General features: G+C 61.8%; 18 protein-coding genes and 2 pseudogenes. 13 read left to right on the top strand and 7 right to left on the bottom strand.

The features are described from left to right. The first annotated feature begins 139 nt into the window (after window positions 1–139). The 13 genes and pseudogenes from ACN0S5_RS14780 to ACN0S5_RS14720 all read left to right on the top strand — a co-directional run bounded on the left by ACN0S5_RS14780 (window position 140) and on the right by ACN0S5_RS14720 (window position 16,251). Window positions 140–2,032: an ABC transporter substrate-binding protein gene (locus tag ACN0S5_RS14780; RefSeq protein ID WP_417209569.1), complete on the top strand. Its 1,893-nt coding sequence runs from the start codon at window positions 140–142 to the stop codon at window positions 2,030–2,032. A 246-nt stretch (window positions 2,033–2,278) separates the two neighbouring features. Continuing rightward, window positions 2,279–3,265: an ABC transporter permease gene (locus ACN0S5_RS14775; RefSeq protein WP_274576881.1), complete on the top strand. Its 987-nt coding sequence runs from the start codon at window positions 2,279–2,281 to the stop codon at window positions 3,263–3,265. A 5-nt stretch (window positions 3,266–3,270) separates the two neighbouring features. Then, window positions 3,271–4,416 carry an ABC transporter permease gene (locus ACN0S5_RS14770; RefSeq protein ID WP_417209460.1) on the top strand — a complete coding sequence of 382 codons (1,146 nt, stop codon included), beginning with the start codon at window positions 3,271–3,273 and terminating at the stop codon, window positions 4,414–4,416. Next, window positions 4,416–6,170 (top strand): dipeptide ABC transporter ATP-binding protein, encoded by a 1,755-nt coding sequence (locus ACN0S5_RS14765; protein WP_417209459.1) that lies wholly within the window; start codon window positions 4,416–4,418, stop codon window positions 6,168–6,170. Before ACN0S5_RS14770 ends, ACN0S5_RS14765 begins: the two co-directional genes overlap by 1 nt. Window positions 6,171–6,180: 10 nt before the next feature. After that, window positions 6,181–7,389, top strand: a complete 1,209-nt coding sequence (locus ACN0S5_RS14760) for a mandelate racemase/muconate lactonizing enzyme family protein (protein WP_417209458.1) — start codon at window positions 6,181–6,183, stop codon at window positions 7,387–7,389. Window positions 7,390–7,470: 81 nt separating this feature from the next. Next, window positions 7,471–8,421, top strand: a complete 951-nt coding sequence (locus ACN0S5_RS14755) for a lactonase family protein (protein WP_417209457.1) — start codon at window positions 7,471–7,473, stop codon at window positions 8,419–8,421. 29 nt (window positions 8,422–8,450) lie between these two features. Next, on the top strand, window positions 8,451–9,197 hold the full coding sequence (locus tag ACN0S5_RS14750; protein ID WP_417209455.1) for a ribonuclease activity regulator RraA: 747 nt from the start codon (window positions 8,451–8,453) through the stop codon (window positions 9,195–9,197). Next, the gene (locus tag ACN0S5_RS14745; RefSeq protein ID WP_417209454.1) at window positions 9,187–10,245 is read left to right on the top strand and encodes a DUF475 domain-containing protein; all 1,059 of its coding nucleotides are present in this window, start codon (window positions 9,187–9,189) and stop codon (window positions 10,243–10,245) included. Before ACN0S5_RS14750 ends, ACN0S5_RS14745 begins: the two co-directional genes overlap by 11 nt. Before the next feature lie 145 nt (window positions 10,246–10,390). After that, window positions 10,391–11,110: a GntR family transcriptional regulator gene (locus tag ACN0S5_RS14740; RefSeq protein WP_417209452.1), complete on the top strand. Its 720-nt coding sequence runs from the start codon at window positions 10,391–10,393 to the stop codon at window positions 11,108–11,110. A 300-nt stretch (window positions 11,111–11,410) separates the two neighbouring features. Continuing rightward, window positions 11,411–12,403, top strand: coding sequence for a D-2-hydroxyacid dehydrogenase (locus ACN0S5_RS14735; RefSeq protein ID WP_417209451.1), 993 nt, complete (start codon window positions 11,411–11,413; stop codon window positions 12,401–12,403). Window positions 12,404–12,455: 52 nt separating this feature from the next. Continuing rightward, window positions 12,456–13,343: pseudogene (locus ACN0S5_RS14730) on the top strand (2-hydroxy-3-oxopropionate reductase); the annotation flags it as partial. 25 nt (window positions 13,344–13,368) lie between these two features. After that, on the top strand, window positions 13,369–14,637 hold the full coding sequence (locus ACN0S5_RS14725; protein WP_417209449.1) for a glycerate kinase type-2 family protein: 1,269 nt from the start codon (window positions 13,369–13,371) through the stop codon (window positions 14,635–14,637). Window positions 14,638–14,724: 87 nt separating this feature from the next. Continuing rightward, entirely contained in the window at window positions 14,725–16,251 is a 1,527-nt protein-coding gene (locus ACN0S5_RS14720; protein WP_417209447.1) for an aldehyde dehydrogenase (NADP(+)), read from the top strand. Between the two features lie 2,295 nt (window positions 16,252–18,546). On the opposite strand, the gene ACN0S5_RS14715 is transcribed toward ACN0S5_RS14720, so the two are convergent. From ACN0S5_RS14715 to ACN0S5_RS14685, 7 genes and pseudogenes are all read right to left on the bottom strand, one after another. Then, window positions 18,547–18,822 (bottom strand): type II toxin-antitoxin system RelE/ParE family toxin, encoded by a 276-nt coding sequence (locus tag ACN0S5_RS14715; RefSeq protein WP_417209445.1) that lies wholly within the window; start codon window positions 18,820–18,822, stop codon window positions 18,547–18,549. Window positions 18,823–18,856: 34 nt separating this feature from the next. Beyond that, window positions 18,857–19,132, bottom strand: a complete 276-nt coding sequence (locus ACN0S5_RS14710) for a type II toxin-antitoxin system RelB/DinJ family antitoxin (protein ID WP_417209443.1) — start codon at window positions 19,130–19,132, stop codon at window positions 18,857–18,859. 1,088 nt (window positions 19,133–20,220) lie between these two features. Further along, window positions 20,221–20,871 (bottom strand): hypothetical protein, encoded by a 651-nt coding sequence (locus tag ACN0S5_RS14705; protein ID WP_417209442.1) that lies wholly within the window; start codon window positions 20,869–20,871, stop codon window positions 20,221–20,223. 29 nt (window positions 20,872–20,900) lie between these two features. Further along, complete coding sequence (locus ACN0S5_RS14700) at window positions 20,901–21,851, bottom strand: hypothetical protein (RefSeq protein WP_417209440.1); 951 nt, start codon at window positions 21,849–21,851, stop codon at window positions 20,901–20,903. A gap of 126 nt (window positions 21,852–21,977) precedes the next feature. Next, a pseudogene (locus tag ACN0S5_RS14695) lies at window positions 21,978–22,457 on the bottom strand (transposase); the annotation flags it as partial. A 277-nt stretch (window positions 22,458–22,734) separates the two neighbouring features. Then, a complete protein-coding gene (locus ACN0S5_RS14690; protein ID WP_417209439.1) occupies window positions 22,735–23,811 on the bottom strand; it encodes a tyrosine-type recombinase/integrase in 1,077 nt (358 codons plus the stop codon). After that, window positions 23,811–23,990 carry a hypothetical protein gene (locus ACN0S5_RS14685; RefSeq protein ID WP_417209438.1) on the bottom strand — a complete coding sequence of 60 codons (180 nt, stop codon included), beginning with the start codon at window positions 23,988–23,990 and terminating at the stop codon, window positions 23,811–23,813. Before ACN0S5_RS14685 ends, ACN0S5_RS14690 begins: the two co-directional genes overlap by 1 nt. Window positions 23,991–24,139: the final 149 nt, after the last annotated feature.

Genomic DNA, 24,139 nt, shown 5'->3' with positions numbered 1-24,139 from the left:
CCCATTCTGGTGCGCGCCGTGATTGGCATGGGGAGGAGCCCTTGGCCGAAGGGCGCGCAGGATAACAGGGAGGATCGAAATGCAACGAGACACTTCGAGAGGTAGTTCCGGCTGGGCCGGGAGCCTGACAGCCCGCTTGATGCGGGGTGTGGCCATCGCGCCCTTGCTTGCGCTTCCGGCGTTTGCGCAGGATGCAACCGGCGAAGCCCCGGCGCTTGCGGACCTGGTGGCCGCCGGTGATCTGCCGCCCGTGGCCGAGCGCGTGGGCGAAGAGCCTGAAGTGGTCACGCCTCTGAATGCCGTGGGTCACTATGGCGGCGATCTCCGGATCTACCTGCGCGGCAGTTCCGACCACAACCATATTCTTCGCGTTGTCGGCCCGCAGGGCCTTGTGCGCTGGGATCCGCAGTACACCCAGGTCGTGCCCAACGTGGCCGAGCGTTTCGAGGTGACCGAGGGCGGCCGTGTTTTCACCTTCTACTTGCGTGACGGGATGAAGTGGTCGGACGGTGAACCCTTCACCGCAGATGACGTGATGTTCAACATTCAGGATCTGGTCCTGAACAATGAATTTGCCCCGACGCCGCCGCGCTATACATCGGGTGGGGAGCCGCTGAAGGCCGAAAAGCTGGACGACTATACCGTTCGCTTCACCTTCAAAGAGCCTTATGGCGACTTCCTCGCCGAACTCGCCAGCCCGCTGGGTCAGCACCCGGTGCTCTATGCCAAGCACTACTGCTCGCAGTTCCTGCCGTCGTACAACGACGACATCGGCGCGCTGATCGAGGCGAACGACGCGACCGATTGGCAGAACCTGTTCCTGCAGAAATGCGGTGACCTGGAAATCCCGGCCCGCTGGGGCAACCCGGAGCGCCCGACGCTGGACCCCTGGATCATCAAGGAGCCCTATGTCGGCGGCACCACGCGGGTGGTGATGGAGCGTAACCCCTACTTCTGGCAGATCGACACCGAGGGCAACCAGCTGCCCTACATCGACCAGGTGATAGCGCCGATCGACCAGGATGTCGAAAGCCTGATTCTCTCCGTGATTGGCGGCAAAGTCGATTTCGGCCTGCGCCACATCGATCCGCCGGCCAACCGGCCCGTCCTGGCCGAGAACCGCGAGAAGGGAGACTACCACTTCTTCGAGGCCAAGTCGACCGGCGGCACCGATATGTCCATCAGCTTCAACCTGACTCACAAGGACCCCGACATGCGGGCCCTGTTCAACCAGAAGGACTTCCGCATCGCGTTGTCCCTGGGCATGGACCGTCAGGCGATCATTGACACGGTGATGCTGGGCGAGGGTGAACCGTGGCAGCATGGGCCGTTCGAGGATCATCCCTACTACCACGAAAAGATCGCGACGCAGTTCCTTGAGTACGATCCCGAAAAGGCGAACGCCTTGCTTGACGGGCTTGGCCTCGAACGTGGTGAAGACGGCATTCGCCGGATGGAGAACGGCGAGCCGGTCCGCTTCCAGATCGACGTCATCCCGACCTTTGATCCGACCTGGGTGGACTCCCTGCAACTGATCGAGCAGCAGTGGGCCGAGCTGGGGATTGATATGGAAATCAATCCGATGGAGCGGACGTTCTTCTATGAGCGCACCTCCAACAGCAACGACCACGACGCCGCGGTCTGGCGTGCGACGCAAAGCTGGGTTCCGGGCCAGATCCCGCAGATGCTGGTCCCCGTTCACCACGACAGCCGCTATGGCATCGCATGGCGTGACTGGTACCTCAGCGGTGGCACGGCAGGCGAAGAACCGCCCGCGAACGTCAAGAAGCGGCTTGAGCTTTATGACAAGGCGCGCGGTCTGACCGATCCGCAGGAACGTATCGCCACCTTCCATGAGATTGCCGATATCGCTGCGGATAACTTCGAAGTTCTCGGTGTGTCCAAGGCCGTGCCGACCTACGGCATCGTCAAGAACGACCTGATGAACGTGCCGGACAGCATGCCAAGCTCCTGGTACTATCCGACACCTTCGCCGACCTTGCCGCAAACGTGGTTCTGGAAGGACGAGTAACGTCGACCTTTGCGGCGCTCCCTGGCGGAGCGCCGCGCACTCCCTGACCGGCACTAGCCGACTACGGGACGGGGTGCGTCTGCCCGATGGCAACACTTTCCGGGTGACCGCGAAGGTTCCTCCAACTCCCTTTGTCAGACACCCGTCCCGACCTTCACACTCCGACCGAGGCCTGCCGTCCGTGGCAGCCATCCATTCCACATTGGCTCACGCCGACCCAAGAACAAAGCAAACAGGGGTCTCTTGATGTTACTCGTCTACATCGCGCGCCGTATTCTATGGGCAATCCCGTTCTTTTTCGCGGTCTCGCTCATTGCCTTCGCGCTGATCTCCGCGCCTCCGGGCGACTACCTGACATCCTTCGCCGCGACGCTGGCGCAATCCGGCGACGTGGTGGACGAAGCCAGGCTGGACGCGCTCCGCGAACGCTATGGGTTCGACCAGCCCTTCATCATCCAGTACCTGCGCTGGATCGGTGGCGTCCTTCAGGGCGATTTCGGGATTTCCTTCGAATGGCAGCAGCCTGTGGGCCAGTTGATCTGGGAGCGCATGGCGCTGTCCGTCACGCTGGCGCTGGCGACCCTGATGTTCACCTGGGCCGTGGCCCTGCCCATCGGGATCTACTCGGCGGTGCGGAAATACTCGATCGGCGATTATTTCTTCACGACTGTCGGCTTCATCGGGCTGGCGATGCCGAACTTCTTGTTCGCACTGGTGCTCATGTATGTCGCGGTGGTGCATTTCGGGGCCGACGTCTCGGGCCTCTTCTCCGAGGAGTACCAGGATGCGCCCTGGTCCCTGGCCAAGATCGGCGATCTTGCCGCGCATATCTGGATCCCGGTCATCATCCTCGGCACCAGCGCGACTGCCAGCCTGGTGCGCATCATGCGGGCCAACCTGCTGGACGAGTTGTATCGACCCTACGTTACGACAGCCCGAGCCAAAGGCCTGTCCGAGTGGCGCTTGATCATGAAGTACCCCGTGCGGATCGCGATCAACCCGTTCATATCGACAATCGGCTGGGCCTTCCCGCAACTGATTTCGGGCGCCGTCATTACTGCCTTTGTGCTGTCGCTGCCGACCTCGGGGCCGCTGATGCTGCAAGCGCTTCTGGCGCAGGACATGTACCTGGCTGGCGCCTTCATCCTGCTGCTCTGCTGCCTGTCAATCGTCGGGATGCTCGTCTCTGACATCCTGCTCGCGGTGATCGACCCGCGCATTCGCTTCCGGTGACCCAAATGACTGCTAATTCCGAAATCGACCCCCGCGCCTTGGCCCAATCGCCCGAAGACTTCGCGTCCCAATGGCGGCTGATCTGGGTGTCCTTCCGCAAGCACCGCCTGGCGATGACCGGCCTGATGATCGTGCTGCTGCTCTATGTGATCGGGGCCTTTGCAGAATTTCTTGCCCCCTTTGATCCGAATGCGACCTCATCGGCCGACATCTACCATCCGCCACAGATGATCCGGTTCATCGACCGTGATGCCGATGGCGGTTGGTCGATCAGCCCCCATGTAATCGCGCAGACGATGGAGCGGGACAAGTTCACGCTCCAGACCACCTACACCCCCGACCCGGACAAGAAGATCTATCTGGATTTCTTCGGCAAAGGCGATCCCTATGAGCTTTGGGGCGTGTTCCCGATGGAGCGGCACTTCCTGACCACCGAAAATCCCGATGAGCACTTCTTCCTCTTCGGGGCGGACCGGCTGGGCCGGGACATGCTGAGCCGGACGATCTATGGAACGCGGATTTCCATGTCCATCGGCCTGATCGGTGTCAGCCTCAGCCTAGTGCTGGGTCTGATCCTTGGCGGCATTTCCGGGTACTACGGCGGACGGATCGACATGTTCATCCAGCGAATCGTGGAGCTGGTGATTTCGCTGCCGACGATCCCGATCTGGCTGGGCCTGAGCGCGGCGCTGCCGCAGGACTGGTCACCGCTGACGCGCTACTTCGCCATCACGATCATCCTGTCGCTGGTGGCCTGGACCGAATTGGCGCGAGTAGTCCGAGGCCGTTTCCTTGCCCTCCGGACTGAGGAGTTCGTGACCGCCGCCCGGCTGGACGGCTGTAAACGGCGCCGGGTGATCTTTCGCCACATGATGCCCTCGATGGTCAGCCACATCATCGCCTCGGTGACGCTGGCGATCCCGGTGATGATCATCGCGGAAACCTCGCTGTCCTTCCTCGGGCTTGGCCTGACGCCGCCGATCATCTCCTGGGGCGTGTTGTTGAAAGAGGCCCAGAACGTCCGCTCCATCGCCCAGGCGCCTTGGCTTTTCGTTCCGGGTGGCGCGGTCTGCCTTGCGGTTCTGGCACTGAACTTCCTTGGCGACGGTTTGCGCGACGCTGCCGATCCCTATGCACAGGACAGCCACTGATGAGCAATACAGCCATGAAAACAGATGCAGAAACGACGGTCCTGGAACTCAAGAACCTGACCACGGAGTTCGTGACCAAGCGCGGCAATTTCCGTGCGGTCGACGATGTCTCTCTGGAACTACACGCGGGCAAGACGCTCTGCGTCGTCGGGGAAAGCGGCTCGGGCAAGAGCGTAATGTCGCGCTCGATCCTGCAGATCGTCGATCCGCCGGGCCGCGTGACCGGCGGGCAGGCGCTGCTGCATCGCCACCGCACGGCGCGCGCTGGCGGTGTCGAGGACACGGTCGACCTCTTGCAGCTCAATCCCAAGTCCAAGGCCATCCGCAACCTGCGCGGTCGCGACATCGCCATGATCTTCCAGGAACCGATGAGTTCGCTCTCGCCGGTGCACCGGATCGGCGACCAGGTCGGCGAGGCGATCCGCCTGCACGAGCCTGTCTCCAAGAAGGAGGCCCGCGAGAGAACCTTTGAGCTGTTGCGCAAGGTCGAGATCCCGAACCCGGGCAAGGCCATCGACCAATTTCCCTTCGAGTTCTCGGGCGGGATGCGGCAGCGCGCGATGATCGCCATGGCCCTGGCTTGCAATCCGACCGTGCTGATCGCGGATGAGCCTACGACTGCGCTGGATGTGACCATCCAGGCCGAGATCCTCGATCTGATCCGCTCGATCCAGGACGAAAGCGACATGGCGGTTCTGTTCATTACGCACGACATGGGAGTGGTGGCGGAAATCGCGGATGAAATCGCCGTCATGCGCTTTGGCAAGGTCGTGGAGACCGGAGACGTCTACGACATCTTCGAGAACCCGCAGCACCATTACACCCAGCGCCTGTTGAACTCCGTGCGCGAACTGGATCATCCCTCGGAACGCCGTCTTGAAATGCGCAAGGTCCGCCCGATCGGCGCACCCTGCTTGGTGTCGGACAATGTCCGCAAAGTCTTTGGCGGCAGCACGAGCTGGTTCGGGGGCGAGGTGAAGGGGCTGGTCGCGGTCAATGACGCTGACCTGGAACTGCGCAAAGGTGAAAACCTGGGCATTGTCGGCGAGAGCGGGTCTGGCAAGACCACGCTGGGGCGCTGCCTGCAACGTGTGCATGATGTCACCTCGGGCCGGATCCTCTACACCAACGAGGACGGAGAGGAACGTGACCTCGCCCCGCTGACCGAAGACCAGCTGGCGCAGCCCTGGCGCGACATCCGGACAGTGTTCCAGGATCCGTTTTCCTCGCTCAACCCGCGGATGACGATTGGCCAGATCATTGCCGAACCGCTGGTGGTCGAGGGCAAGATGACGTCGCAGCAGATCCGCGACCGGGTCTTTGAACTGCTGGAGCTGGTCGGGCTGCCGAACACGGCCTACATGCGCTATCCGCACGCCTTTTCCGGCGGCCAGCGGCAGCGCGTGTCGATTGCCCGCGCGATTGCGCCGAACCCGCGCATCATAATCGCGGACGAGGCGACCTCGGCGCTGGACGTCAGCCTGCGGACGCAGATCCTCGATCTGCTGCTTGATCTTCAGGAACGGCTCGACCTGAGCTTTATCCTGATCAGCCACGACATCGCGGTGATCCGGTATTTCTGTGACCGCATCGCCGTCATGTACCGGGGCCAGATCGTCGAGACGGGCGATACGGAAACGGTCTGTAATGCGCCGCAGCACAAGTACACGCAATCGCTGCTGTCTGCTGTGCCCGTCGCCGATCCGCGCGTTCGCGGGCAGAAGCAACGCGTTCGTTACCAAGAAGCAAACTGAGGACCGCCCCGTGAAGATTACAGAGATCAAGACCTTTCTGATGCAGGTGGGATCGCGGCCGGGAATGCCTGCGGGGGCGGGATCGTTCCGTGGCTCGCGCAACTGGCTTTTCGTCAAGGTCGAAACAGACGAGGGCATCTACGGCATCGGCGAATGTTCCGGCTGGCCGCGTGTGATCGAACGCGCGGTGCAGGATCTGACCAATGTTCTGGTCGGTGAGGACCCGCGCGACATCGACAGGCTTTGGCAGCGGCTCTACGTCGCCACGATGGGCCACGGCATGACCGGCACAGTCGGTGGTGGTGCCTTGACCGGCATCGAAATGGCGCTGTGGGACATCAAGGGCAAGGTGCTGGGCCAGCCGGTCTGGAACCTGTTGGGCGGCAAGTTCCGCGACACTATCCCCGTCTATGGACACGCCAAGTCGCCGGAGCGTGCGCAGGAACTGATGGACCGGGGTTACAGCGCGGTGAAGGTGGGCTTTACAGGGGCCGTTAACCTCGAACTGGTGGCCTCGATCCGCGACACGGTTGGACCAGATGCGGACGTGATGGTCGATGCACATGGACCGTCCTGGATGACCACCGCCGACGCGATTGCCGTCGGGCGCGAGCTGGAGCAGCTGGATCTGCTGTTCTACGAGGATCCGGTTGCACCCGAGAACCTGGACGCATTGCAACGGGTACGTGACGCGGTGGACATCCCTCTGGCAGCCGGCGAGCGCGTTAGCACCATCTGGGGCATCCGCCCCTATATCGAACGCGACCTTGTGGACGTGATCCAACCTGACACGGGCCGTGCCGGCGGTATCACCCAGATGCGCAAAATGGCGGCAATGGCCGAATCCCATTACATCACGATGGCACCGCATTCCGGCTCTCTGGGGCCGGTGGCGGAATTTGCCGCGCTGCATGTCTTGGCCACGATCCCGAACGTGTTGATGCTGGAACGGGTCGAGATCGACTGGCCGGGCCGCTACGAAGTGGTCACACCTGTCCTCAAGGCTGAAAACGGCGCCTTGCCGGTGCCGGACGCGCCCGGTCTTGGCGTCGAATTGGTCGAAGAGGAAATCGAGAAGTACCCGAGCCAGCGCAACGTGGCCGACATGCCGGAGAACGAGGGCGCCTATGAGCCGGGCACTTTTGGCGAATGCGTCTTCTTTCAGCCCCGCTTGCGCCGGCGGTCTCGCCTGCGTTTGAAGCGAACAGAGGAGTCCTGATCGCTCATGGCTCCGGCGACGGACACGGGATGCGCTATTGGGGACGGCCTTTGGGCTATCGCCCTCGCAGGAGAGGGCGCTTTGGCGCTCTGTTCTCTGGACCCGGAGACGGGCGTGCTTGTCGTCATCGACAAGCAGCCCTTGCCGGGGGCCACGGGCCGCTGTCGCGGCGTGCCAATGGCTACAAACGCATGCAAGACCCGGATCTATGCTGCCTGGCGTGGCGATGCGTTCCGGCTGTTCAGCTTTGCCCTTGATCGCGATGCGCGCCGCCTGACCTGCCTGGGAGACGCCAGCCTGCCCGCAAGCATGTGCTATGCCACACTCTCCTCGTGCGGCCAGCGGGTGCTCTCATCGTCCAACACGGGCAGTGTGATTGCCGTCAGCCCGATCGACAAGGACGGGCGGGCAGGCGATCCGATCATGACACAGGAGGCGTTCAAGGCACATTGCTTTGTCGACGCCCCGAACGGCCTTGCCTATGCCACCAGCTTGCGCGGCGATTTCGTCCAGAGCTACGCATTCGATATGGCGCGCTGCGATCTGAAACCGTTGGCCCGGCGCGAATTTCCGGCGGAAGCTGGGCCGCGGCACATCGTATTCGCGGCAGACGGGACACGCGCTTACCTGCTGTCGGAATTTGCGGGGACCCTGACCTCGCTGGACGTGGATGCCGAAACCGGTGTCTTGTCCGTGCAGGGCAGGGTCGAGTTGTTGCCGGGCGCGGATAAGGCATGGGCGGCCGAGTTGCGGCTAAGCCCACGACAAGATGTTCTTTATGCTTCCGAACGCAGCACATCGCAGATCTTCGCCTATCGCCTTGGGGCGCAGGGCGTGATGCAGCTGATCGGCGCCGTGCCCGCGCCCGACTGTCCTACCGCCTTTGATCTCTGCGCCACCGGCCGCCACGTGATCGCCCTTGGCGAAAAGAGCGGCGAGGCCTGGGTCTATCGAATTGACCGGGACGGGCTGCCAGGGCGTGTCTTCCGAACCGAAATCGGCGCCGTTCCCAGCTGGGTGCTGGCGCTTTGAACCATCAAACTCACCTCAAGGACCCGACGATGAAAGAGAGCACCCGCAACAAGTTCCAGCATATCTCGGTCGCGACTATTGCCACGGCGCTCTACAAGCGCGGCCTGCGCCACCAGGTGATCCAGGGTGTGCATCCTGTGGATTGGAAGGGGCAGAACATGGTCGGTCCCGCCTTCACCCTGCGCTACATTCCCGCCCGCGAGGATCGCAACGGAATCGAGGTCTTTCGCAACCCCGAGCACAAGCAGCGCGTCGCCATCGAAACCTGTCCCGAAGGGCACGTTCTGGTCATGGACAGCCGCAAGCAGGCCGAGGCCGCCTCAGCCGGGGACATTCTCATCACCCGGCTGATGAAACGTGGCGGGGCCGGTGTCGTGACGGATGGCGGATTTCGCGACGGGATGAACATCGCCACGCTGGAAATGCCCGCCTACCATTCGCGCCCCTCCAGCCCGACGAACCTGACCAACAACGAGGCCATCGCCATCAACGAACCGATCGGCTGCGGGGATGCGCCGGTCTTTCCTGGAGACGTGATCGTGGGTGACGCGGATTGCGTCATCGTGGTCCCGGCCGAGATCGCCGACGAGGTCGCGGATGAGTGTATCGAGATGACCGCCTTCGAGGCTTTCGTGGCGGAACGCGTGGCCGAAGGCCACACCATCATCGGCCTCTATCCCTGCACGAAGGAGGAAAACCGCGCCGCCTACGAAGCATGGCTTGCAGCCAAGGATGACACGTATTTCTACCACCGGATGAAGCAAGATGAGCGCTGAGCCGACCGGACAGTCAATACTCCATCATTTCCGTTGGGCCTTTGCCGTCACGGCACTAGGGCTGCTTCTCGGCGCAGTCGTCGGCTGGAACGCCACAGGCACGGCCTCGGGCACGCTGACGATCTTCTTTATCTGCGCCGTTCTGGCGGTGCTTGAGATCAGCCTGTCCTTCGACAATGCCATCGTGAACGCCAACAAGCTCAAGACCATGTCGCCGAAGTGGCAGCGCCGGTTTCTGACCTGGGGCATCCTGATCGCTGTTTTTGGCATGCGGATCGTCTTTCCACTGGCGATTGTCGCGCTGGCTGCAAAGGTGGGGCCGTGGCAGGCGCTGGTGCTAGCCGTGGCCGAGCCGGGCGAATACAGCCGCATCATGCACGACGCACATCTGTCCATCGCGGCCTTCGGCGGGACCTTCCTGATGATGGTTGGGCTCTCTTTCTTTTTCGACAAGGAAAAGGACGAGCACTGGGTGCGCTGGATCGAGGACAGGATGGCCCGCGCCGCGGGTATCCGCGGCTTTGAAATCATGCTGGTCCTGGCGCTCATCCTTGTCTTCTCCTCGGTTCAGTCAAGCGCCGCCGATGCGGATGCGTTTTTTAGTGCCGCAATCTGGGGACTGATGACCTTTCTCGTGGTCGAGGCGCTTGGCGCGCTGCTCGACAGTTCGCAGCAGGCCCTCGAAGGGGCGGCCAAAGGCGGGGTAGGGGCCTTTCTCTACCTCGAGGTGCTGGATGCCTCGTTTTCCTTCGACGGGGTGATCGGGGCATTTGCCCTGTCGCAGAACCTGCTGGTGATTGCGATCGGGCTAGGGATCGGGGCCATGTACGTCCGTTCGATGACGATCATGCTGGTCGAGCGCGGCACGCTGAAACAGTACTGTTATCTTGAGCACGGAGCATTTTACGCGATCATCGTCCTGTCGGTGATCATGTTCGCACAGTCGATCGTGCATATCCCCGAAGTGGTGACCGGACTAGGAGGCGTGGCCATGATCGGCCTTGCGCTCTGGTCGTCGATACGCCGGAACCGCGCGGTTGCCTGTTGATGGCAGGGGGCAGTGGCACATAATGTGTAACTTCGTCGTATTGGTATACAGTGTTGGGATCTTGTAATCGTCGGCGGATTTCAAGGATCGGAATGACAGGGCCTTCCGAAGACGGTCAGACAAGTGTTCGAGCGAGAGGATGACAATGGATCAGGCAGCAGGGAATACGCAGCGCAGACGGACCGCCGGGCAAAAGGCCAAAAAGGTTCGGGAGCCCGGCTACAGCCGAATTGCGCATCTGATCCGGGAAGAGATCTTTGGCGGGCGGCTCACTGCGGGGACACGCCTGAAAGTCTCCGAGATTGCCAAGCGCTTTGGCACCAGCACCAACCCAGCACGCGAAGCACTGCAGGTGCTCGAAGGCGAGGGGCTGGTCACGATCGAGCCCAACCGCGGGGCCAGCGTTCGCGAGATCAGCGAGGACATGCTGCAGAATGTCTTTGATCTGAAGATTGTTCTCTGGGCCTATATCGTCAAATCCTTCGTAGAGACCGCGACGCCAGACGAGATCGCGGAATTGCGCCGCCGTCAGGACGCCTGCGAGGAAGCGGTTCAGAATGGGGACTATCCCGCGTATCACACGGCAAACCTCGCGTTCCATGACTATATCGTGGACCACCATTTCAATGCTGAGGCCGTCGCGATCATCCGTAAACACGACCGGTGGCTTCAGGCCATGTCGAAATCCGATCCGCTGAACCTTGCGCAGATGCGTCGGTCGATTGCCGAACATTGGCGCATTGTCGAGGCGGTCGAAAAAGGGGAGGCAGAGGAAGCCGCCCATGCGATCGAGGAACACCTCAGCCATACGCAAACGGCCTTCCTGGATCGGTTGCGCCGTAAGCGCCTGAAGAAATCTGGCTGACGTTCAGCGCGCCAACATCGACGATTGCTGCGAGCCTCTGTGGAACGCCCCGCTATCGGCGTGTCCCCAACGTCCGGATTGTGACCGTTGGGTGCTTGAGGTGTGTATATAAATCAAAAGCTTATGAGATTTTTTTGGTAGATGCTGCAATGGTTTTGATTGCATATTGCACACTAAATAAAATAAATAATGTGTGAAACTTGGTTGCCCTTTGACGCAGCCGGACACTCCCTGCGCCCGTTTCTCGGGACGACGGCGGTCCCTTCGAGCAGGCGGGGAACATGAAAGGACACACGGAACATGGCAGAGACGGTAACCTTCCTTTCCAAGGATCTCCCCTTTGATGCTGACCAATGGGCGCGGCTAGAGGCGGCTTTGCCGCCGGGCCGGATCATCAAGGTCGACACAAGCGATGATTCCGCAGTTTCCGCGGCCCTGGAAGAAGCGGAAATCGCCATTCTGAAAAGCGATCTGGACGCGCGGTTCGTCGATGCGCCGCGACTCAAATGGGTGCATTGCGACCACGCAGGGTTGACGAAGTCGGCCCGTCCGGAGGTCTTCGAAAAGGGGCTGATCGTCACGGGATCAGCTGGCCGTTCCGGACCTGCTTTGGCGGAACATGTGATGATGTTCTCGCTGATGCTCTGCGCCCGCTACCCGGATTTCTACGAGGCGCAGAAACGCCATGAATGGCGTCGGGTACCGGAAATGGACGATCTCTTTGCGCTCTCCGGGCGTACCATGGGGATCATCGGCATGGGGAACACCGGCAAGGCGCTCGCCACCCGGGCCAAGGCCTTCAATATGAAGGTCCTGGGCTACCGGCGCCGTGATGAGCCAGCGCCGGAGGGCGTCGACCGCATGTATAGCAGCGACAAGGGCGAGGGGATCGACGAGATCCTCGAACAGGCCGACATCGTTGCACTGGTCATCAACCTGTCCGATGCCACGCACCATATGATCGGGGCAGAGCAGTTCGCCCGCATGAAACGATCGGCGATCCTAGTGAACCTCGCGCGTGGGGCCGTGGTGGATCAGGACGCCCTGATCGCGGCCTTGACCGAGGGACGCATAGCCGGCGCGGGGATCGACGTGATGACGCCGGAACCTCTCCCCGAGGATCACCCGCTCTGGGATACGCCCAACCTGCTCATCACGCCGCATTTCTCGGCCAAGTTGCCGGATCGGTCTGAACGGTCGCTGAATATGATCATCGACAACCTGCGCCGCTATCAGGCGGGGCAGGAGATGCTGAACCGGATCAGCGAAGAGGACCTCTGGTCAAAGGGGTAAGCCGGTCCACCTTGCGGTCCGGACCGCAACCTGAACTCAAGAAAAGGAATTATTCGACATGAAAATCGGTTTCATCGGGCTTGGCGTCATGGGACAGCCGATGGCGGGGCATCTGATCGAGGCGGGGCACGACGTTCAGTTGTATCGTGTCAAGGACAAGTCGCAGCACCTGGTCGAGATGGGCGGGAAGGCTGCGGATTCGGCCAGGGCTGTTGCCGAGGCGGCTGATGTCATCCTCCTCATGCTGCCGAACACGCCGGACGTCGAAGGGGTTCTGTTTGGCGAAAATGGCGTTGTCGAAGGGCTGAGCGCGGGCAAGACCGTGGTCGACATGAGCTCGATCTCGCCGGTTGCGACGACGGATTTTGCCAGCCGTATTGCGGCGCTGGACTGTGCTTACCTGGATGCGCCCGTCTCTGGCGGCGAGGCCGGCGCCAAGGCAGCGTCCCTGTCCATCATGGTCGGTGGGGCGCAAGAGGATTTCGACCGAGTGTTGCCGATCTTCGAAGTCATGGGCAAGAACATCACCCTGGTGGGTGAGGTCGGAGCAGGCCAGACGGCAAAGATCGCCAATCAGATCATCGTCGCCCTGACCATTGAGGCGGTGTCCGAAGGCCTGCTCTTTGCTTCGAAAGCGGGCGCCGACCCCGCCAAAGTACGAGAGGCGATCATGGGCGGTCTGGCTTCGTCGAAGATCCTGGAGATGCACGGCAAGCGCATGATCGACCGGACCTTCGAGCCGGGCTTCCGTATCTCGCTGCACCAGAAGGACATCAACAACGCGCTGGAATCGGCCCGTAGCCTCAAGCTGGCGCTGCCGTCGACCGCGCTTGCACAAGAACTCTTCAACACCTGCGCGGCACAGGGGCATGGGGAACTGGATCACTCGGCCCTGGTCCGCGCGCTGGAGACCATGGCGGCGCATGAAATCGGTGCCTGACTGGCAATCGACCAGAGGTGCCAAGATGAACGACCTGCAGGACAGGAAATCGCGCGAGTTGCTTCGGCGGATGGTCGACGCTGCCATTTCGGCAGCTGACCCTGCCAAGGTGCTGGCCAGTCATCTGCCCGAGAAACCAACGGGCAGGTGCATCGTCGTCGGGGCCGGCAAGGCTGCGGCCGCAATGGCGCGGGCAGTCGAATGCGCCTGGCCCGATGTCGACCTGTCCGGCCTGGTTGTTACACGATACGGACATGCGGTGCCGACCACGCGGGTCGCGGTCCGCGAGGCCGCGCATCCCGTACCCGATGCTAACGGAGTCGAGGCGACCCGGGCCATTCTGGACATGGTGCACACAGCCGGGAAAGGCGATCTTGTGCTGGCGCTGATCTCCGGCGGTGGTTCCGCACTTCTGACCGCGCCGGTTTCCCCGCTTTCGCTTGAAGACAAGATCGACATAACACGCAGGCTGCTGGCTTCTGGTCTGCCCATTGCCGAGATGAACCGGGTGCGCAGGCGCCTTTCGTTGATCAAGGGCGGCGGGCTTGCCCGTGCAGCTGCCCCGGCCAGGGTGGTGACCTTGGCGATCTCTGATGTGCCGGGGGACGATCCACTTGCCATTGCCTCGGGCCCGACGGTTCTCGATGCCGGGGTAGGCGGCAGTCTTGCGCACATCGTTGATCGTCTTGGCAATGACCTACCGGATCACGTCCGAGAAGCTCTGTCTCAACCAGTCAAATGTGGGGCGACGATGAATGATCTGGGCTTCAAGCTTGTGGCGGCACCTCAGATGTCGCTCAACGCGGCGGCACAGGTGGCGCGGGATGCCGGCACCACTCCGCTCCTGCTTGGGGATGCATTGGAGGGTGAGGCACGGGAAATGGGTGTCGTCATGGCGGGGATCGCAGGTGCGGTCGCCAAACATGGCACGCCGGTGCCACGGCCCGCTGTTCTTTTGTCCGGTGGCGAGACGACTGTGACCATCGGGGATCGCAAACCCGGGCGCGGCGGACGCAACACTGAATTTCTGCTCAGTCTCGCCGTTGCCCTCGACGGGGCATCGGGTGTCTTTGGAGCGGCTGTAGACACCGACGGTATCGACGGGACCGAGGATGCTGCCGGAGCGGTCATTACGCCATCCACACTGAAACGGGCCCGGGCGGCAGGTCATGATCCGCGTGCCGACTTGGCAAATCATAACAGCTACAGTCTTTTCTCGTCCGTCAAGGATCTGATCATGACGGGTCCGACGCTGACCAACGTAAATGACTTTCGCGCCATATTGATACCATGACCCCGCGCAGGCGGGAGCGCCTGTTGCAGCTCGCAGGCGACCTGGACCTCATCGCCCTGAAATGGGGCAAGTAAAGGAGTTCTCGACATGCTCGACAAATCCACCTTCACGCCGCACGGCCGTCATCTGATCGCAGGGGAGTGGGTCTCTGGCGAGACGACCTTCACCTCGGAGCCGGCGCATGGCCCGTCGCATGACTACTCGGTCGGCACGCCGGCGCTGGTCGACCGGGCCTGCGAGGCCGCCGAGGAGGCCTTCTGGTCCTACGGCCATGCCAGCCGCGAGACCCGGGCCGCCTTTCTCAACGCCATCGCCGACGAGATCGAAGCCCGCGCCGAACAGATCACCGAGATCGGCACCCAGGAAACCGGCCTGCCCGAGGCCCGCCTGCAGGGCGAGCGCGGCCGCACCACCGGCCAGCTGCGCCTGTTTGCCAGCCACATCCTGGACGGGGCCTACCTCGACCGTCGGCACGATGAGGCGCTGCCCGACCGCCAGCCGCTGCCGCGCCCGGACCTCAAGATGGTGCAGCGCCCGATCGGCCCGGTCGCGGTCTTCGGCGCCTCGAACTTCCCGCTCGCCTTTTCCACCGCCGGCGGCGACACCGCCAGCGCCCTGGCGGCGGGCTGCCCGGTCGTGGTCAAGGGCCACTCGGCCCATCCCGGCACCGGCGAGATCGTCGCCGAGGCCATCCACGCGGCCATCACGAAGACCGGCGTCCACCCCGGTACCTTCAGCCTGATCCAGGGCGGCAAGCGCGACGTGGGCCAGGCGCTGGTCCAGCATCCGCTGATCCGCGCGGTGGGCTTCACCGGCTCGCTGGGCGGGGGCCGGGCGCTTTTCGACCTCTGCGCGCAGCGCCCCGAACCGATCCCCTTCTTCGGCGAGCTGGGCAGCGTCAACCCGATGTTCCTTTTGCCCGAGGCCGTGAAGGCCCGCGGCGCAGCCATCGGCGAAGGCTGGGCCGCCTCGCTGACGATGGGCGCCGGGCAGTTCTGTACCAACCCCGGCATCGCCGTGGTCGAGATGGGAGAGGCCGGCGACGCCTTTGTCAGCGCCGCCGCCGAGGCGCTGAAGGGCGTCACGACCCAGTGCATGCTGACCGAGGGTATCGCCGATGCGTATAAGAACGGTAAACAGCGCTTCGACACCCGCAACCCGGTGCGCCCGGTGCTGACGACGGAGAGCGAGGGGCGCAATGCCTCGCCCAATCTCTACGAGACGGACGCCGAGAATTACCTGCAGGATCATGCGCTTGGCGAAGAGGTCTTTGGCCCGCTGGGCCTTGTCGTGCGGGTGTCCGGCCCCGACGAGATGGAAACATTGGCGCGCGGGTTCGAGGGCCAGCTGACCTGCACGCTGCACATGGACGAGGGCGACACGGGGCTTGCGCAACGCCTGATGCCGGTGCTGGAGCGCAAGGCCGGGCGGCTCCTGGTGAACGGTTTTCCGACCGGGGTCGAGGTGGCCGACGCGATGGTCCACGGCGGGCCTTACCCGGCCTCGACCAACTTCGGCGCGACCTCTGTCGGCACCCTGGCCATCCGCCGCTTCCTGCGCCCGGTCTGCTACCAGAACCTCCCCGACGGCCTCCTGCCAGACGACTTGCGGTAAGTCATCGCGAAAGACCATCAAAGACTTCGGTATCGACGCGTTCGGCGAAGGTAAGTGATAAGTCACAGGTGCTATTTCCTTTTCTGAATTTTGTGATGACTCAACCCTCATCACATTGGCAGATTGGGGTGCCGCCAGGTGGAGCTCCCACACCATCAAAAGAGTCTTGCGACCTCTATAGGGAGCGGCTGCCCGCCCGGGTCGGCAGAATTTCGAGCGCTGTCTATCCGCTTCGTATCCCACCTAGGACTTTCTGCAATCAGCTGGCCGTGGGACAAGTGTGTCAGTCATGCTGACCCCCCGGGTGATAGGAGGCGTTTCCCGACGGGGCTGCTTGTCCTCGGATCGACCGGGATAGGACGGCACATCAAGCGCGCCGTGTAACTACGCCATGGCAAATGGAGACGTGGATCTCGTCCCGGGCCAGTCGTCAATTGGCGGGTTTGAAGGGGGGGGCAGTGGGGGTATTTTTTTTGACGCCCGCAGAGGGTCTCTTTGTTGCGCGCGGGGACAGGGAGCAAAAACTCGAGGAGGGTGTCACACGGGCGATTTTAACGGGTCTCTGTGCGAGCCAAGGCAAGGGGGGCTCGAGACCCTGCCGCCCCCTCCTAAGGTAGCTGCTACGCCGGAATCGACGGGCCACTTCGGATCCAACTCCTGAAACCAGCCCCCCGGCGTCGAAATTGACCAGCCGCGGAATTGCTATGCTCTGGGTTGTCAGTCAGGCGGCCCGAGCTTTTGAAAAGTCGGGCTTCCCCCGCCCGGGACATATCGGACGCCGAGATGCCGTTGTCTCATCCTCACCGGTGGAAGGGAGATCCGGGGGGGGGCACATCACATGCATTTTTGCGTCTCTAGATGGTAGGAGTGAACGCCGGGTTCATTCCTGAGTGTTTTTATTAAGTGAGCAATGCTGACCTACTTGTTATTGACTAGTCATTCCTGACTTGTCACACTCTCCGAGCGTAGCGAGGAGGGTGTGACAAGGAAGTAAGAAGGGAGGGAGAGGAGACCTACTAAATAACAAGTAGGTCAGCATTGCTCACTTATCTATTTTTGTCAGGTATTATCAGAACAGCGGCCCGAGGTCGTCTTCGTCCTCACCTTCGATGATTACACCACGGGTGATCCGTGGCTCACCGTGCCGGAGAGGTCAACCCGCGCTACCGCGGGGGTGGCACTGTTGAACAAAAGGGCTGCGGGAGACCCGTAAATGAAGCCCGTAGAGCGCCCGGATGCTCTTTCAGCCACCCCATCCCACCCGAAACATCGCTAAGAGCTCTGTACGGGCCTCTCTCGGCCTCTCATGCCCATTTCGGGGTGATGCCCCCGGTCGCATTTGCCCGGGATGGCTTTCACCCGCCCCTGTTCGCGACACCCGCAAGGGGCGTTTGGTATCCGGGCCGGTGATGACCAGATCGTCGTCGTAAGGGGCGGAAGCCAGCCTTGGAGCAAATGTCGAAACGCTGGCCGTTGAAGCGGTCGCCGTTGACACCGCTGGGTCGATGTCCCCGTCCAAGGCGCGGTGGCCGGTCGTGTTGATCTTGTGCCGGGTGCGACCTATCCCTTCCGGTCCTTATGCGAAGCATACCAGACAGGACATGGGATATTTCCGGCGGCCTTGATGGCCTCGGAAAAAGGGCAGAGGGTGCTGCTTGCCTTGTCCCTGTCGACCTGCCCGGCTCTCAAGCGCAGACGCACTTGGCCGTTCGCCTGGATGACCTGGTGTCTTCGGGGTGTTGCCGCTTCCCCCGCTGCCAGGGTGAAAGGATGAATACTGGGTTTGACCGGGTAACTTCCGGCATGTTGTGATGATGGTGCGACCCTGCGGTGCCTGTGTCCCTCCCGGCGGCGCCTTATGCTCCCCCTCGGGCACTTGAGGGCCTATCCAGCGACGGGTCCCTGCACCGCCCTGCGGGCGTTCTCGTCCTGTCTCGAGGGTCTGCGAGATCGCAAGCTGATCCTCTTCGGGGAGGTAGGCGGCCGTATGCCCGGCGCTTGGATGGCGTGATCGAACTCATCCCGCCGGTGGGGCGGCAGGATGTTTTTTGGCAGTCCGCAGCCGTTTTCAATCCCATCGTCGGGCGGGAACACCTCGGGCAAACGTGGTGCCTCTCCGGTTTCAGGACTGGATGAGGCACGGGCCGGAATTTGGCGCCCACAGGGGGCATCTTCGTGCTTTGGGCAGGGGTGGGGAGGAAGACATCAAGGAGGCCATCACACGGGCTGTCTACAGGGGCGTAGCGCGATCGGGAGGGCAGGGGGTGGTCGATCCCGATTTCGACCAGAAGATTTTCACTGATGAGCTGCGTGGCGATGTCTGAAAGTGCCAGGATTCGTCAGGGCCACATCTGCCCGGCATGAAGCACACGCAGCACCGTCACCATCCCGGGGGGCAGCATAGACCACGATGTAGTTGGGCCGGACCACCAGCTCTCGAGTGCCGGCCGTCCTGCCTGGGCGGCAGCGCTTCGGGTGCGCCGGGAACTGCGCCACCTTGCCTTGGATTTCCTCCATCAGGGCAAGAGCGGCATCCGGGTTATCGTCCGAGATGTCATCGACAATCGCCATCAGGTCCGCGACTGCCGCGACCTTCGAGTCAAGGTCAGGTACGGCGCTTGCCGTCGATCAGGGCGCGCGCTTCGTGCATCACCTGATCATGCGGCTTGGTCGGGTGCGGGTCGGCCAGTGCCTCCCGAACCTTGGCGCGAAACCAGGCATCGTGGACCTCCGGGTCTGTGCCCAGCCTGGCGGGCATACCGTCTTCGGCTGCCACGCGGGTCAGCAGGATACGCACCGCATCGGAGAGGGTCCGGCCGAGGCTGGCCAGCGCACCGGCAGCCTCTGCCTTGAGCTGGTCGTCCACGCGGACGTGAGGCATCAAGGTTCGAACGGGCAATGTGATGGCTTGCCCCCTTGCTAGCTGGAGGTGGTGCCGGCGTGGGGGAGGGTGTTGCGGAGGGAATATAGCCCCCGCGAGAGGGGCGTCTTTGCGTACGGGGTAGGGAGGGGTGAGAAAAGCTCGATGAGGGCATCACGCGGGCGTTTTAGAGAGGCTGCGTGCAAGTCAGGGGTGGGACATCGAGCCCGACTTGCCCCTGCCAAGCCCCCTACACTGCCGAGGTCGATAGGCAGTCCCGAACCCGGGACTTGAGGTGCGTGTGACCAGAAGCGAAAGTTCGGCTTTCGTTGGTATTCCTTGGAGGATGATCGGGCGCTGTCCCTGACTGGTTGCATGAGGGCTACTGCACGACAGGAAGTTACACGCAGATACAAGCCAATCGACCTGAGCTTCCCAACCCTGTAGAGCCTCGAGGATGCGGACCCTGCCAGGGCTTGTCTGCGGAACATGATTTCATATTCGCGCCCTCGAACTCGCCTGCGGCTCGCGAGGAGGCGCGAATATCAAGCCGCCTTCGGCGGACAAACCTGATGGTCAGCCCACTGGTCTGGATTGGAGGCCGTGTAGGGCAGGGCTGTTACTCATCATGTTCGATGCGTCACCTCCTTGCGCGGACTGCGTCCGCACGCCGGTCGGTGCCGCATCGAATAAGATTTCGAAGTAACCGGTCTTGAGGATGCGATAGTTACTGGGCTGGGTGTTAGGCAATCAATGAGAGGCCAGCTGCCAAAACTGACACGTCACATTGAATTGGGGTGGTGGTAGGTTAAGGGGGGGGGGGGCTGGATGAAGAGTGGATCGGGTTGATGTTATGCTTTTTGGGCAAAGGAAATCCATCAGGATGCCTGCCCGGGCACCCCGTCGTTTCTTTCAACCGCGATCCATGTTTTCCCCGGGATCTGACCGTCGGGTACTCTTCATCTTGGAACCGCACCTCCACCAAGTATGCGCTCAAGGGGGAGATACAAGGCTTTCCGCCTTGAGCGTGCTCGGGTAGGAGCTGACCTGAACGTCCTTGTGTACTGCGGGTCCGCTTGCCTGGTCGCTATGCCGGCTATGGGCTGTCCTTAAACCTCTGTCCAAATGACAACCCGGGACTGTGCCGTTTCCATCTCGGCTATGGTGGTGAAGCGTCTCGACGTCAGCCGCTTCGCAGCATACCTAGCCCAGATTTCGTCTTCATCGGGATCGGTGAGCATCCTGACCACGGAAGACCCGCCCGGCATCACGTCGTGCCATGCCCATTCGAAGTCATTTTTTACGAGAGGTACTTTGACCGGGAGGAAAATTCCTGTCGTTCCAATCCGCCGTGCAGAGCGTTGGAAGCCCAAAGCGCGCGTGGCTTTCATCTTGGGCAGCCCATGACCCCCAGTGGCGATGATGTGCCAGTGCGGTGTCTTATCCACATCGTGTGGGTCATCTTCATAAAAGGCGAACCATCTCCATTTCTGGGGTTTGAGGCAGGGTCTTCGGTAACCGGCGCCGATCAGTCTTCGATTGATCCTGTTGTTCCATCCCTTCAGCCTGTCCCGCATCATGTAGATGTTCGCCTTTGGGTTGTTACTCTGCAGTGTAACAGCCAGGTGCCATTTATCCGGGCCATTGAAGTAGTTGTTCTGGGGATGGCTGGGCTGCTTCATGACGAAGTCGAGCCAAGCCCGCCCAGTCTGGGCGAGTTTGTGGCGGGATCGGGGATTGAACTCATCATCCACGTTCATAAGCGCGTTACCTGACCTGTTAAATATTTTTACTGAGGGTTGTGCGCACCAGAGGTGCGCTCGATCAGGGCCCGGTAGGCCGTCCCGTCGAGGCCCGCGGCCTCGGCCAGCGCGGCCGCCTCTGTCAGGCGAATGTCCTTGCCCCGGACCCAGCCAGACACCCTCTCGGCAGGCCAGGAGAGCCGCTTGGCAAGCGTGGTGGTGGTCACCCCCTGCGCCCAGGCGAACACCGCGGGGATGGCCGCCGCGACAGCCAGGGTGTTGATCTGGGGTAGGTGCTGCTCAACCCAGTCCGACGAGATCTCGTAGCCACTGAACCCGCGCCGGCCGGCCAGCCATTCAAGCGCATCCAGGGGATTGCCCTCGACATAGTCCGCGCGCGGGCCAAGCGCGGCCGTGGTCCGGATCGGCTTGTTGCCCCGGGGGCCCATGACATTGCGAACGGAGCGGACGTCCAGGCCGCCCAGCGTGGCGATCTCCTGGGCCGAGAAACCGATTTCCAGCTGCCCGTCGCATAGGATGCCCTGGACGACCTCGGCGATGGCAAGCGTCGCCGAGGCAGCGGTCAGCAGGATCTGCAGGGGCGCGTCGGGCGCCAAGTAAACGCCGGTGTGGTCCAACCCGCCCATTGCCTCGCGGGGGAGCGCGGAGAGAAAGTAGGAGAGCCAGTCGGTGCCTTCCGCGCGCTCGTCGGACACGTCGATGTCCTGCAGGGCAGGGGGGGCAGAAACCAGCCGGTAACAGCGGTGCGCGGCACGTTCGATCCCGCTACCTTCGATGGCCACCTCTGCGAGGAACGCCTCGGAGGCGATCAGGTCGTCGAGATGCTGGGCAGGGACGTCTTCCATCCCGAGGATGGCGGCAGCGGCCGCGTTGCCGCGGTCGTTCATGCCCAGGAAGTACCGAGTGTCGTCAGCCTTCAGGACCGCCGCAATGCGGAGGTCTTCGAGGACCCTGGCCCAAGGAGGGAGAGTGTTCATGCGGGGCTCCGTTATTTAATGATGTGTGGTTAATCATATCATTTCACTGAAATAAAGAGTTAATGATATTCGTGACATCACTTTTGCGGATCGCTCCTTTGACATGCAGCGGTCACCTGGCCGATAAGGGATCTGACCCAGCAAGTAGGGCAATGCAGGATTGTCGCCATCGCGGCTGGGTGTGAACTCGACAGCGCGGATGTCGGACGTCGCGGGGGCCATGGCCAGATGGACCTTGCGCCACTGGCGCCGACCCTGAACGCTGTGCTTGCGTGCCTGCCATTCGCCATCCTTGATCCCGATGCTGGCCACAAGCAGGTTCAGCGGGCCATCCGCGCGGCGAGAAGGGACCTGGTCGGCCAGAGTCTTTTGCCTGCGGCGCAGTGCGGAGAAATCCGGCACGGGCCAGTCTAGTCCCGCCAACTTCAGCGGGCTCGTCGCCATGCCAGAGGTCTGGCAAAGCGTTGGCTTGAACAAGATCTTGATCGTGAGGCAGAACTGTATGGCCGCATCGGAAAACACCGCAGGTAATCCTGGTCGCCCGCCATGCGGCGCACGCTAGGCCATGTCCTTGTCGACCCAGATCAGCAGGTATGGGGTGCGTCTACGTCGTACAGATCAATCGCGCCCTTCCGAGGCCGTCATATCTCGACGTTCTCATCCCAAGTCTCCGCAGCGGCTACGACAGCGCGTTGACAGGAGCAGGGGCATCGGGCACCGTCAGGGCACGAAAAAAACGTCCCGGAGTTGCACCACGTTTTGCACTACATTTTGCACCACAATCGAGATCGCCCTGTGGGGAAATTTGTAAAGTTTAAAGCGGGTTGCGTGTGAATTTGCGCGAGTCGAGTTCCCCTACGGGCTGCCACTTTTTCTTGCAACGTCATGTTTTACCTCCACTTTTGTGAGTGGTTTGCCCAACCTTTGTGAATGGTTGGACATTATCGAGGCGAGACAGCCCGCTGTCAGCGAGCCGCCCTCGATTTGCTTTTTTGGTGTAGGTCGCGCCTTCAGCATTGGTTTTGTGCGCCAAGTAGGCCATCACCTCGTCGGGGGTGCCGCCCGAATTAACGATCCGGGTCGCTTGTCCTTTGCGAATTCCGTGAAGCGTGCAATGCGGTAGCCCTGCGGCGAAACACTGGTCCTTGAACCAGTTTCCGAGGGTTTCAGGCTTGTAGGCAAGCCCCTCACCGTGATGGACAAGTAGCATAACTTCGCGCGGACAGTGGGACAGTTCGTCATCGAGTTCGGGCAGGATCGAGTATTCCCCCGCAACGCCGGTTTTTCCGCGTCGGTAAGAGATTTTTCCGTCCTTGATGTTTCCCCAAGTCAATCGTGCCAAGTCTGCCCGAGAGGCTCCCGTGTTCAGGGCCAGTAGGAAAACAAGACGCCCCTTCGTGCCGTGGACGTGATGCTCAAGGAAGCGAGCCATCTCTTCTTCGGTCCATGTGTGAAAGCCGTCATCGCTTTCTTCCATGCGGTCAGCAGCGCGGGCAGGGTTGCCGGTCACGCCTTCGATCTCCTGTTTCAGGGCGTAGTTGAACAACAGGGAGAGGTTCTTTCGGACCTTATTCGCGGCCGCCGGGCCGTCCTTCTTCGCCATCAGCGCTTCTATGTGGCGCACTCGAAAGCTTGCCAACGGCAGATCGCCAGCGATGCCCTTTAGCCAGTCCAGCTCACGGCGCAACACGCGGCGGGTCGTCTCGGACTTGTTCTTGTGCTTGGGCGAGCGAAGATAGTTCTCGATCAGCCAGCAGAGCGTGCCATGCGCTGCATTGGAGTAGCTGGCCGGGGTTCGCGCCTCGTTTGTCGCCGCTTCATAGGATGCGCGGAACTCGGCGGAGCCATAGGTGCCCTGAATGTAGCAGGAGAACGCCTTGCGGCGGAAACGCCAGCGGACCTTGCCGTGGCGATCCGTGACGCGGGTCACGCCGGAATAGGGGTTTTTGGGGCGGGCCATCAGTCAATCAGCCTGTCGCACGGGTTCGCGTCGTCATGTTTTGTCGCGCCAGCGGGGGTAATGGTCACCGTGCCGGTCGGGGAAATGCTTATCTTGCCAATGGGAAGGCCAGCTTTAACCACCGCGGCCACATACCGTTTCAGATCATCCTGTTTAACGGTTGCCTTGCGGTTGGCCATTATGCCCACCCCTTCTCATAGCGGGCCATGTCACCCAATCGCCAGTAGCGCATCCCGTTGATTGCTTTAACCTGAGCTACTCCCCATCTGCTGGACAGGATCTGGCGTAATTTAAGCTACTCGTTGCACCTGCTGATCGGGTTGGTTGA

This window comes from Antarctobacter sp. (genome assembly GCF_048262615.1).
GTDB lineage: Bacteria > Pseudomonadota > Alphaproteobacteria > Rhodobacterales > Rhodobacteraceae > Antarctobacter.
Note: the sequence above shows the minus strand (reverse complement) of the source record. Positions and strands in the feature narration are given on the sequence as shown.

Excerpts from the sequence above, each read along its gene's own strand:
- ACN0S5_RS14770 (WP_417209460.1), top strand. The coding sequence starts at position 3,271 with ATGACTGCTAATTCCGAAATCGACCCCCGCGCCTTGGCCCAATCGCCC.
- ACN0S5_RS14775 (WP_274576881.1), top strand. The coding sequence starts at position 2,279 with ATGTTACTCGTCTACATCGCGCGCCGTATTCTATGGGCAATCCCGTTC.
- ACN0S5_RS14715 (WP_417209445.1), bottom strand. The coding sequence starts at position 18,822 with ATGGCGATTGTCGATGACATCTCGGACGATAACCCGGATGCCGCTCTT.
- ACN0S5_RS14780 (WP_417209569.1), top strand. The coding sequence starts at position 140 with ATGCGGGGTGTGGCCATCGCGCCCTTGCTTGCGCTTCCGGCGTTTGCG.
- ACN0S5_RS14740 (WP_417209452.1), top strand. The coding sequence starts at position 10,391 with ATGGATCAGGCAGCAGGGAATACGCAGCGCAGACGGACCGCCGGGCAA.
- ACN0S5_RS14735 (WP_417209451.1), top strand. The coding sequence starts at position 11,411 with ATGGCAGAGACGGTAACCTTCCTTTCCAAGGATCTCCCCTTTGATGCT.
- ACN0S5_RS14700 (WP_417209440.1), bottom strand. The coding sequence starts at position 21,851 with ATGAACACTCTCCCTCCTTGGGCCAGGGTCCTCGAAGACCTCCGCATT.
- ACN0S5_RS14710 (WP_417209443.1), bottom strand. The coding sequence starts at position 19,132 with ATGCCTCACGTCCGCGTGGACGACCAGCTCAAGGCAGAGGCTGCCGGT.
- ACN0S5_RS14745 (WP_417209454.1), top strand. The coding sequence starts at position 9,187 with ATGAGCGCTGAGCCGACCGGACAGTCAATACTCCATCATTTCCGTTGG.
- ACN0S5_RS14705 (WP_417209442.1), bottom strand. The coding sequence starts at position 20,871 with ATGAACGTGGATGATGAGTTCAATCCCCGATCCCGCCACAAACTCGCC.
- ACN0S5_RS14725 (WP_417209449.1), top strand. The coding sequence starts at position 13,369 with ATGAACGACCTGCAGGACAGGAAATCGCGCGAGTTGCTTCGGCGGATG.
- ACN0S5_RS14765 (WP_417209459.1), top strand. The coding sequence starts at position 4,416 with ATGAGCAATACAGCCATGAAAACAGATGCAGAAACGACGGTCCTGGAA.
- ACN0S5_RS14690 (WP_417209439.1), bottom strand. The coding sequence starts at position 23,811 with ATGGCCCGCCCCAAAAACCCCTATTCCGGCGTGACCCGCGTCACGGAT.
- ACN0S5_RS14720 (WP_417209447.1), top strand. The coding sequence starts at position 14,725 with ATGCTCGACAAATCCACCTTCACGCCGCACGGCCGTCATCTGATCGCA.
- ACN0S5_RS14750 (WP_417209455.1), top strand. The coding sequence starts at position 8,451 with ATGAAAGAGAGCACCCGCAACAAGTTCCAGCATATCTCGGTCGCGACT.
- ACN0S5_RS14685 (WP_417209438.1), bottom strand. The coding sequence starts at position 23,990 with ATGGCCAACCGCAAGGCAACCGTTAAACAGGATGATCTGAAACGGTAT.